This is a genomic window from Burkholderia sp. Tr-20390 (genome assembly GCF_017104595.1).
Taxonomy (GTDB): Bacteria; Pseudomonadota; Gammaproteobacteria; order Burkholderiales; family Burkholderiaceae; genus Burkholderia.
The window spans coordinates 1-8,838 of record NZ_JAAGPC010000268.1 but is presented as its reverse complement, the minus strand read 5'-3'; the positions used below and the strand labels follow the sequence as shown (position 1 = coordinate 8,838).

Sequence of the window (8,838 nt, the reverse complement as noted above, 5' to 3'; positions counted from 1 at the left end):
AGCCAGCGAGCGAGCCATCGGCACCGTAGTACGGCACGCCCGTTGTGAGGGTTGCGCGACTGGTGTTGATGAAGGACGCGCCATCAAGATAAATGCCCGACGGATTCGCGAGGACGAGCTCCGCCCGGGAGCCGGCGATCTCCAACGCGCCGCGAATTTGGGAGGGGTTCGGGCTGTTGACCTGGTTGACGATGATCCGTGCAGCCTGGCCTGCACTGTAATTCGGGTTGCCGTTGATCCAGCCCGCCTGCTGGGTCTGGACCATCGTGGCCGAGTTGTTCAGGATCGCGCCGGCCTTTTGTACATCGAACTGATTGTAGGTGTTGACCGAGACGCCGGCGCCCGACGGCGCGGCCACGTTGACTTGAGGCAAGCCGTTCGGCGTCTGGATCACGTGCGTGCTGGTACCCGGCGTCGGGACGATCTGCGCATCGGCCAGGGTAGGCAGCATGCCGAGCGCTGCGACACCCGCGACTACGACGCGGGCACCGGACATCGACGATCGCCGCCGTGCACGTGCTTCGCCGGTTGCCGATTTCCCCTCGGCGGTCGCCGTTTCTGCAACGGCCACCACCATACCCCGAAGCCTGGAATAAACCAGGCGATGCGTATTTTTATTCATTCTTGTCGACGCGGCCCGCGTCCATGCGTTTGGTCATTGACCGCGAGCTTACCGAAACGCCGAAGAATGACTGTCAAATATTGCCAAGCTGTTGAATGAGAACCACAAATTTCGAATTTCGGTCTCGTCTGATTGACGTGTGCTCGGACATATCGAGTCGAGTTCCCAAAGCACATATACAGCAAATCAGATCGAATTCTCGTGCACCTGTCGTACGCGCACCCGCTACGCATTACTAACCAAACTGCGATCTAAAATTGATTCACGGTTGAACGTTGGGATGTGCAGTTATTCGTGCAAGGATCTTCTGAGATTTGTCGGAAGTCCCCCATTCAACCAGAGCGTGCGCTCCGTTACACCCAGGGCTGCACGAGCCCTTCCGTCTGCAACGCCCGCTGGATCGCCGGACGCGCGAGCACCCGCTGCAGATAGCCGCCGAGTACCGGACGCTGCCGCGCCGGCTCGGCAAAGCCGCGCGTCCAGCGGCACAGCATCAGCGCATACGGATCGAGCACCGTGTAGTGCGCGCCGAGCAGCCACGGGCCGCCGCTCGTCTCCAGCTGGCGGTCGAGCTGGTCCAGCAGCGCCGCGATTTTCGCCTCCGCGTGTGCCTTCACCTGCGCGGCGCCGGCCGCGTTGCCCACATCGACCCAGCGCTCCGGATAGAAATACGCGATCAGTGTCGCCTGCAGCGTGTTGGTGAGCCACATGAGCCATTTGTAGAACTGCGCGCGTTCCGGCGTGCCGAGTGCGGGCGCAAGCCGCCGCTCGGGATGCGTATCGGCGAGATGCAGGCAAATGGCGGCGGCTTCGTACAGCACCAGGTCGCCGTCGATCAGCACCGGGATGAGCCCGTTCGGATTGAGCGCGAGGTAATCCGGCGACTTGTGCTGGTCGTGCGTGCGGTCGACGAATTCAAGTTCGAACGGCTTGCCGATTTCTTCCAGCACGATGTGCGGCGCCATGCTGGCATTGCTGGGGTAGTAGAAGAGCTTCATCGTCGATTTCACTCAGGCGGGTGTCGGCGTCACGCGGCGGCGAACTCGATCACCGGTTCGCAGCGGATCGGGAAGTTGACCGAGTTCGCGATATAGCACTTCGCGTGCGCATCATGATGCAGATGTGCCGCCCGCTCGCGATCGTCGCCGGCCTGGATCGTCACGTGCGGGCGCAGCACGATTTCGGTGAAGCGGCCTTCATCGGCACTGTCCACCATCGTGCCTTCCGCGTTGTCGACATACGCAAGCACGCGAATACCCGCTTCCGAGCACAAATGCAGGTACCAGAGCTTGTGGCACGCCGATGCCGACGCCAGCAACAGGTCTTCCGGATTCCAGCGCGCGGCGTCGCCGCGAAACGCCGGGTCCGACGAACCGGGAATATCCGGCTTGGAGCCGGCCCGGATCAGATGATCCCGCCCGTACTCGCGATACCCCGACGTGCCGGTGCCGCGATTGCCCGTCCACTCTACTGCGACGCGATACGTGTGTTCGCCAGATGCCATCTCGCTCTCCATTGATGTGGGTTGCTTCGGCCGGGCCGGATGTCGTTTTGCGAAGCCCGCCTGCGCTCGCCATTTTGGCACCGGATTCCCATTTGGTATACCATTATTCCAAATTGACGGAACATGCAGGCATGGAAGCCAAACTCGATTCCACCGCGGACGCGGTCGCCGCCTCGTTGCGGGACATGATCATCAACGGCGAGCTGGAAGCCGGCGAGCGGCTCGTCGAGCGCGACCTGGCCGACCGGTTCGGCATCAGCCGGATTCCGATGCGCGAGGCGATCCAGCGCCTGGAGCGCGAAGGCTTGCTGGACATCTTCAGGAATCGCGGCGCCGTCGTGCGCATGCTGAGTGCGTCGGACGTGCAGGAAATCTACGACCTGCGCGCGCTGCTCGAAGGCGACGCAATCTACCGGAGCGTGAAGCGGCTCGACGACGAGACGCTCGCGCGCGCCGAGCTCGTCCATCGTTTGCTCGGCGATGCGGCCGTGCCGCGCCGGCAGGGCGAACTGAACCGCGAATTCCACGCGCTGCTGTATTCATGCTGTGGCAATGCGCGGCAGTTGAAGACGATCGCGGAACTGCGCAGCCAGGTTGAACGGTACGAGCGCCTGCAGGCCACGCTGCTCGCGGATACGCCGTCGTTCCAGGTCGAGCACGAGGAAATCCTGCAGGCGTGCCGTGAACGCAATGCGCGCGCGGCGCGCTCGATGACGGTCGCGCATCTGGAATCGGCCAGAAACATCGTGATGCGGCTCGTCGAAGGCGGGTGAGGACGGCGGTGCGTTTGCCGCTTGCCATGTGCCGTTTGCTAAGGCGGGCGCCACCCGATGCCGGGTCGCAACGATCACGACAGCGACTTCAACCTACTCGCCGCCCCCCGCATCAAACCGCCGGCGTCGCGCCCCCGCCCGGTACGCGCCCCGTCGTACCCCGCACCACCAGCTTCGGCAGCGACGCAGTCCGCACGCGTGACGCCGCGTCGTTCTGACCACCCGCCTCGCGCAGCGCATTGAGCAGCTCGACCGCGAGCCCGGCAGCCTCGGCGGTCGGGATCGCGACGGTCGTCAGCGTGGGCCGCGTGTCGCTCGCCAGGTGAATGTCGGTAATCCCGACGATCGACAGATCATCGGGCACACGCCGGCCGCGATCGGCCGCCGCATGCATCGCGCCAATCGCCGGCAGGTCGTTGGTCGCGACCAGCGCGGTCAGCCGTGGGTGCGCATCGAGCAACCACCCCGCCGCGCGCACGCCGCCTTCGATCGAATCGGGCTCGGCTGCGACAATCGACGCATCGAGCCCCGCTTCGCGCATTACGTCGACGAAGCCGTCGTAGCGCGCCGCCTGCACGCCGCTCGCCGACCCGCCGACGATCACGCCGATGCGCTCGTGGCCCAGTTCGAGCAAGTGCCGCGTGGCGATCCGCCCCGCCTCGCGGAAATCGATCGCCACGCACGGCAACCCGTCGGGCGGCGCCTCGGGCCGCTCCCACAGGCACAGCACGACCGGCACGCCGCGTGCCGCCACGTCGCGCAGATCCGGCAGATGCAGGTTCGCATTGGTCACGAGAATGCCTTCGGAGATCGTGCCGGCGATCTGGTCGAGATACGCACGCCCCTGCAACGGATCTTCGTTCGTGTTGCAGACGATCAGGAACTGCCCGTTGCGCCGCACCGCACGCTCGACCGCCAGCGCGAACTCCGGATAGAACGGGTTCGCGATGCTCGACACCATCAGCGCGACCGTCGGCGCACGCCCTTCCGCCAGCGCCCGCGCGGCGAGATGCGGGCGATACCCGAGCGCCGCCACGGCCTCCAGCACCCGCGCCCGCGTCGCCTCGCCCACCCGGCCGCGGTCGCGCAGCACGTTCGACACGGTTGCGGCCGTCACGCCGGCGCGGCGCGCCACTTCATCCAGGGTTGCCATCGCTTGCTCACTATATGAGACGTCTATCCAGTATTTGCTTCGCTCACCGAAGCGGCGCACTATCGCCGCACACCCTGCCGCCCGACCGACGGGCGCGACTCGGCCGCGATCGCATCGCCTCTTTTTTTGATCGCGATGATTAAGCGCTTAATCACTGATGAAAGCGCATTAGAACATGGAGCGGAGACAATGGCGAGCATCTCGATGCGGCGCGTGCAGAAAGCCTATGGCGATCATGCGCCGGTCATTCGCGACGTCGATCTGGAGATCGGCGCGCACGAGTTCTGCGTGTTCCTCGGGCCGTCCGGATGCGGCAAGTCGACGTTGCTGCGGATGATCGCCGGGCTCGAGGACCTGAGCGCGGGCGAGCTGTCGATCGACGGCCGCCGCGTCGACGACGTGCCGGCCGCCGAACGCGGCGTCGCGATGGTGTTCCAGAGCTACGCGCTGTTTCCGCACATGACGGTCTACGAGAACATGGCGTTCGGGCTGAAGCTCGCGCGCGTGCCGAAGGCCGAGATCGACCGGAAGGTGCGCGATGCCGCGCGCATCCTGCAGCTCGACACGCTGCTCGACCGCAAGCCGAAGGCGCTGTCGGGCGGGCAACGGCAGCGCGTCGCGATCGGCCGCGCGATCGTGCGCGAGCCCGGCGTGTTCCTGTTCGACGAACCGCTGTCGAATCTCGACGCCGCGCTGCGCGGCCAGACCCGCATCGAAATCGCGAAGCTGCACCGCCAGTTCGAACGCGCGAGCGTCGTCTACGTGACGCACGACCAGACCGAAGCGATGACGCTCGCCGACAAGATCGTGCTGCTGCACGCCGGCGCCGATACCGCGCAGCACGGCAGCATCGCGCAGGTCGGTGCGCCGCTCGACCTCTACCACCACCCGGCGAGCCGTTTCGTCGCGGGCTTCATCGGTTCGCCGCGCATGAACTTCCTGCCGGCCGTCGTGACCGCATGCGATGCGCGTCGCACGACCGTCACGCTCACACCGTCCGGCGAAACCTTCGTACTGCCACGCGATGGCTCGGCGCTCGGCGCGGGCGCCACCGTGACGCTCGGCATTCGCCCCGAACACCTGACGCTCGGCACCGCGCACGACGCGACGGCGCTCGCACGCGACGTCGCACTCGTCGAACGCCTCGGCGAACAGACTTACGTGCACCTCGACCAGCCCGGCGGCCACTCGCTCATCGCGAAGGTGCCCGGCGACGCACAAGTGCGCAGCGGCGAACGCGTGCGCGTGCATGCGCCGGCCGCGGCCTGCCATCTCTTCACCGAAGACGGCCGCGCGGTGCCCGCGTGCGCCGACGTTCACGTTCACCATTACGCATAAGGATCGGGCATGCGCCTCGGAGTCTGTTACTACCCGGAACACTGGCCGGAAACGATGTGGGCCGACGATGCCCGCCGGATGAAAGCGCTCGGCATCGAGCAGGTGCGGATCGCCGAATTCGCGTGGAGCCGCATCGAGCCGTCGCCGGGCGAATACGACTGGGACTGGCTCGATCGCGCGGTCGACGTGCTCGGCGCGGCCGGCCTCGAGATCGTGATGTGTACGCCCACCGCGACACCGCCGAAATGGCTGGTCGATCGCCACCCCGACATCCTCGCGATCGGTGCGGACGGCCGGCCGCGCACGTTCGGCTCGCGCCGCCACTACGACTTCTCGTCGCCGACCTATCTCGACGCGTCGCGCCAGATCTGCACGGCGGTCGCCGAACGCTACGGCCGCCACCCGGCCGTGCGCTACTGGCAGACCGACAACGAGCTGGGCTGCCACCAGACCGTCGTCAGCTACTCGCCGGCCGCGCTCGTGCGCTTCCGTGCGTGGCTGAAGGCGCGCTACGGCACGATCGACGCGCTGAACCGCGCGTGGGGCACCGTGTTCTGGAGCATGGAGTATCGCCATTTCGATGAAGTCGATGCGCCGGTCGGCACCGTGACCGAGGCTCACCCGTCACACCGCCTCGACTACCGGCGCTTCGCGTCGGACGAAGTCGCGCGCTATCACCGGATGCAGGTCGACGTGATCCGCGCGCACTCGCCGGGCCGCCCCGTCGCGCACAACTTCATGCAGCTGTTCACCGAGTTCGATCACTACAAAGTGGCACGCGACCTCGACATCGCGACCTGGGACAGCTATCCGCTCGGCGCGCTCGAGGAGCAGTGGTTCGCACCCGACGTGAAGGCGCGCTGGCTGCGCACCGGCCATCCCGATTTCGCGTCGTTCAATCACGACCTCTATCGCGGCATGTCGAAGCTGCCGTTCTGGGTGATGGAGCAGCAGCCGGGCCCGGTGAACTGGGCGCAGTGGAACCCCGCGCCGCTGCCGGGCATGGTGCGCTTATGGAGCTGGGAAGCGTTCGCGCACGGCGCCGGCTGCGTGTCGTACTTCCGCTGGCGGCAGGCGCCGTTCGCGCAGGAGCAGATGCATGCGGGCCTGCATACCCCCGATGACCAGCTCGACGAAGGCGGCCGCGAGGCGCAGCGCGTCGCGCACGAGATCGCGACCGTGCACGACGCCGGCGCGGATGCGGACGGTGACGTGCGCGCCCCCGTCGCGCTGGTCTTCGATTACGAAGCGAAGTGGCTGTTCGAAGTGCAGCCGCAGGGCGCCGATTTCCATTACCCGCGCTTCGCGTTCGAGTACTACTCGGCGCTGCGCTCGCTCGGCCTCGACGTCGACATCGTGTCCGCGCACGCGCCGCTCGACGGCTACCGCCTCGTCGTCGTGCCGCCGCTGCCGGTCGTCCCGGACGATTTCGCCGCACGGCTCGCCGCCTCCGGCGCGCAAGTCGTGCTCGGCCCGCGCACCGGCTCGAAGACCGTCGACCTGCAGATCCCGCCGACGCTGCCGCCCGGCCCGCTTGCATCGATCCTGCCGGTGCGCGTGTGGCGCGTCGAATCGCTGCGGCCGAACGTGACCGAGCGGGTCGACGGCACGCTGCGCGACGGCGCGCCGCTCGCCGGCAACGCACGCCACTGGCGCGACTTCGTCGAATTGCACGACGACACGCACAGCGTCGTGCGTGCGCGCTTCGCCGACGGTCACCCGGCGTGGGTATCGCACGGCACGCTGCACTACTGGGCCGCGCTGTTCGACGACGCGACCACCGTTCGGCTGTTCGCCGATGTCGCGACCGACGCCGGCCTCGCGCCCGCGCCGCTCGGCGACGGCGTGCGCGTGAGCCGGCGCGGCGGCCTGACCTACGTTTTCAACTACGGCGACGCACCGCACACGATCGACGCGGTGCCGCCGTCCGCGTTCGTGCTCGGCACGGCGCAAGTCGGGCCGCAGGACGTGGCCGTGTATCGAAGCCGTTCGTAGCAACCGCGACCGGCGCCACGACGCGCCGGTCACGCACAACGACACCCAGGACTGGAGACACGTATGACCCATCGCCCCCTTCGTACCGCCGCCCGGCTCGCCACGGCCGCCGCTGTCGCACTGGCATCGCTCGGCATGACGGCGCCCGCCGATGCCGGCACGCTGACGATCAACATCGCGTTCAAGGGCGCCAGCCAGCGCGCGGTCTGGCAGTCGACGATCGAAGCGTTCCACAAGGCGCATCCCGACATCGACGTGAAGGCGACCTTCGTCGACGAGGAAGCGTACAAGGTGCAGCTCCCCGCCTGGCTCACGACCGTCGCACCGGATGTCGTGAACTGGCACGCCGGCGAACGGATGGCGTACTACGCGAAGCGCGGGCTGTTCGAGGACCTGAGCGGCGACTGGACGAAGAACGGCTGGGGCGCGATGTACGCGTCGACGCGCGACGCATCGTCATACAACGGCAAGCAGTACGCGGCGCCGACCGTCTACTACTCGTGGGGGCTTTTCTACCGCAAGGATCTGTTCCACAAGGTCGGCATCGCCGACGAGCCGAAGACGTGGGACCAGTTTCTCGACGCGTGCAAGAAGCTGAAGGCGGCCGGCATCACGCCGATCGCGGTCGGCGGCCGCGACGCATGGACCCTCGCCGGCTGGTTCGACTATCTCGACCTGCGCGTGAACGGCAACGCGTTCCACCAGCAACTGATGGCCGGCGACGTGCCGTACACCGACCCGCGCGTGAAGAAGGTCTACACGACGTGGAAATCGCTGATCGACGCGGGCTACTTCATCGACAACGCGCTGTCCTACGATCTCGACGGCGCGCAGCCGTTCCTGTTCCAGGGCAAGGCCGCGATGATGCTGATGGGCACCTTCATCGCGGCGGGCTTTCCGCCGAACGTGAAGCAGGAAATGGGCTACTACCGCTTCCCGATCATCGACCCGAAGGTGCCGACCGCCGAAGACGGCCCGGTCGAATCGCTGCACATTCCGACGAAGGCGAAGAACAAGGCCGACGCGCACACGTTCCTCGCGTTCGTCGAAACGCCCGAGATGGGCGCGAAGCTCGCGGAAGGGCTCGGCTCGCTGTCGGCCAACAGCAAGTCGCCGGAGCCGGCCGATCCGATCTCGCGTATCGGCTTCCGGATCCTCGCCGATACGAAGGGCGGCGTCGCGCAGTTCTACGACCGCGACATGACGAAGGAAATGGCGGACGAGGGGATGAAGGGCATGCAGCAGTTCGTCGCGAATCCCGCGCAGCTCGATACGGTGCTCGCGCAACTCGAACAGACCCGCAAGCGCATCTACAAGAAGTGACCGTGTGACTCAACCGGCGGCCTCGTGCCGCCGTGCCCGTTCAGGAGGCTTGCCGTGTCCAGTCCGATCACGTCCACCCCGCCCGCCGGCGCGGGCGCCGCGCCGCCGCCGCGCGGCGCATCCGCCGCCA

The 8,838-nt window shown here is 66.9% G+C and carries 8 protein-coding genes; 4 read left to right on the top strand and 4 right to left on the bottom strand.

Annotation, left to right across the window (positions count from 1 at the left end; all coding sequences use genetic code 11):
• From G3N98_RS36770 to G3N98_RS36760, 3 genes are all read right to left on the bottom strand, one after another.
• The coding region (locus tag G3N98_RS36770; protein ID WP_206150867.1) for a filamentous hemagglutinin N-terminal domain-containing protein at positions 1-622 on the bottom strand (622 nt) is incomplete at its 3' end.
• Between the two features lie 353 nt (positions 623-975).
• Entirely contained in the window at positions 976-1,620 is a 645-nt protein-coding gene (locus G3N98_RS36765; RefSeq protein ID WP_124583279.1) for a glutathione S-transferase family protein, read from the bottom strand.
• A 29-nt stretch (positions 1,621-1,649) separates the two neighbouring features.
• Positions 1,650-2,126 carry an OsmC family protein gene (locus tag G3N98_RS36760; protein WP_206150866.1) on the bottom strand — a complete coding sequence of 159 codons (477 nt, stop codon included), beginning with the start codon at positions 2,124-2,126 and terminating at the stop codon, positions 1,650-1,652.
• A 131-nt stretch (positions 2,127-2,257) separates the two neighbouring features.
• On the opposite strand from G3N98_RS36760, the gene G3N98_RS36755 reads away from it, so the two are divergent.
• The gene (locus G3N98_RS36755; protein ID WP_089475925.1) at positions 2,258-2,899 is read left to right on the top strand and encodes a GntR family transcriptional regulator; all 642 of its coding nucleotides are present in this window, start codon (positions 2,258-2,260) and stop codon (positions 2,897-2,899) included.
• Positions 2,900-3,011: 112 nt separating this feature from the next.
• On the opposite strand, the gene G3N98_RS36750 is transcribed toward G3N98_RS36755, so the two are convergent.
• Positions 3,012-4,052, bottom strand: a complete 1,041-nt coding sequence (locus tag G3N98_RS36750) for a LacI family DNA-binding transcriptional regulator (protein WP_206150865.1) — start codon at positions 4,050-4,052, stop codon at positions 3,012-3,014.
• A gap of 189 nt (positions 4,053-4,241) precedes the next feature.
• On the opposite strand from G3N98_RS36750, the gene ugpC reads away from it, so the two are divergent.
• The 3 genes from ugpC to G3N98_RS36735 all read left to right on the top strand — a co-directional run bounded on the left by ugpC (position 4,242) and on the right by G3N98_RS36735 (position 8,708).
• Entirely contained in the window at positions 4,242-5,390 is a 1,149-nt protein-coding gene (gene ugpC, locus G3N98_RS36745) for a sn-glycerol-3-phosphate ABC transporter ATP-binding protein UgpC (RefSeq protein ID WP_206150864.1), read from the top strand.
• A gap of 9 nt (positions 5,391-5,399) precedes the next feature.
• On the top strand, positions 5,400-7,385 hold the full coding sequence (locus tag G3N98_RS36740) for a beta-galactosidase (RefSeq protein WP_206150863.1): 1,986 nt from the start codon (positions 5,400-5,402) through the stop codon (positions 7,383-7,385).
• Between the two features lie 63 nt (positions 7,386-7,448).
• Complete coding sequence (locus tag G3N98_RS36735; protein ID WP_206150862.1) at positions 7,449-8,708, top strand: extracellular solute-binding protein; 1,260 nt, start codon at positions 7,449-7,451, stop codon at positions 8,706-8,708.
• The last annotated feature ends 130 nt before the right edge of the window (positions 8,709-8,838 follow it).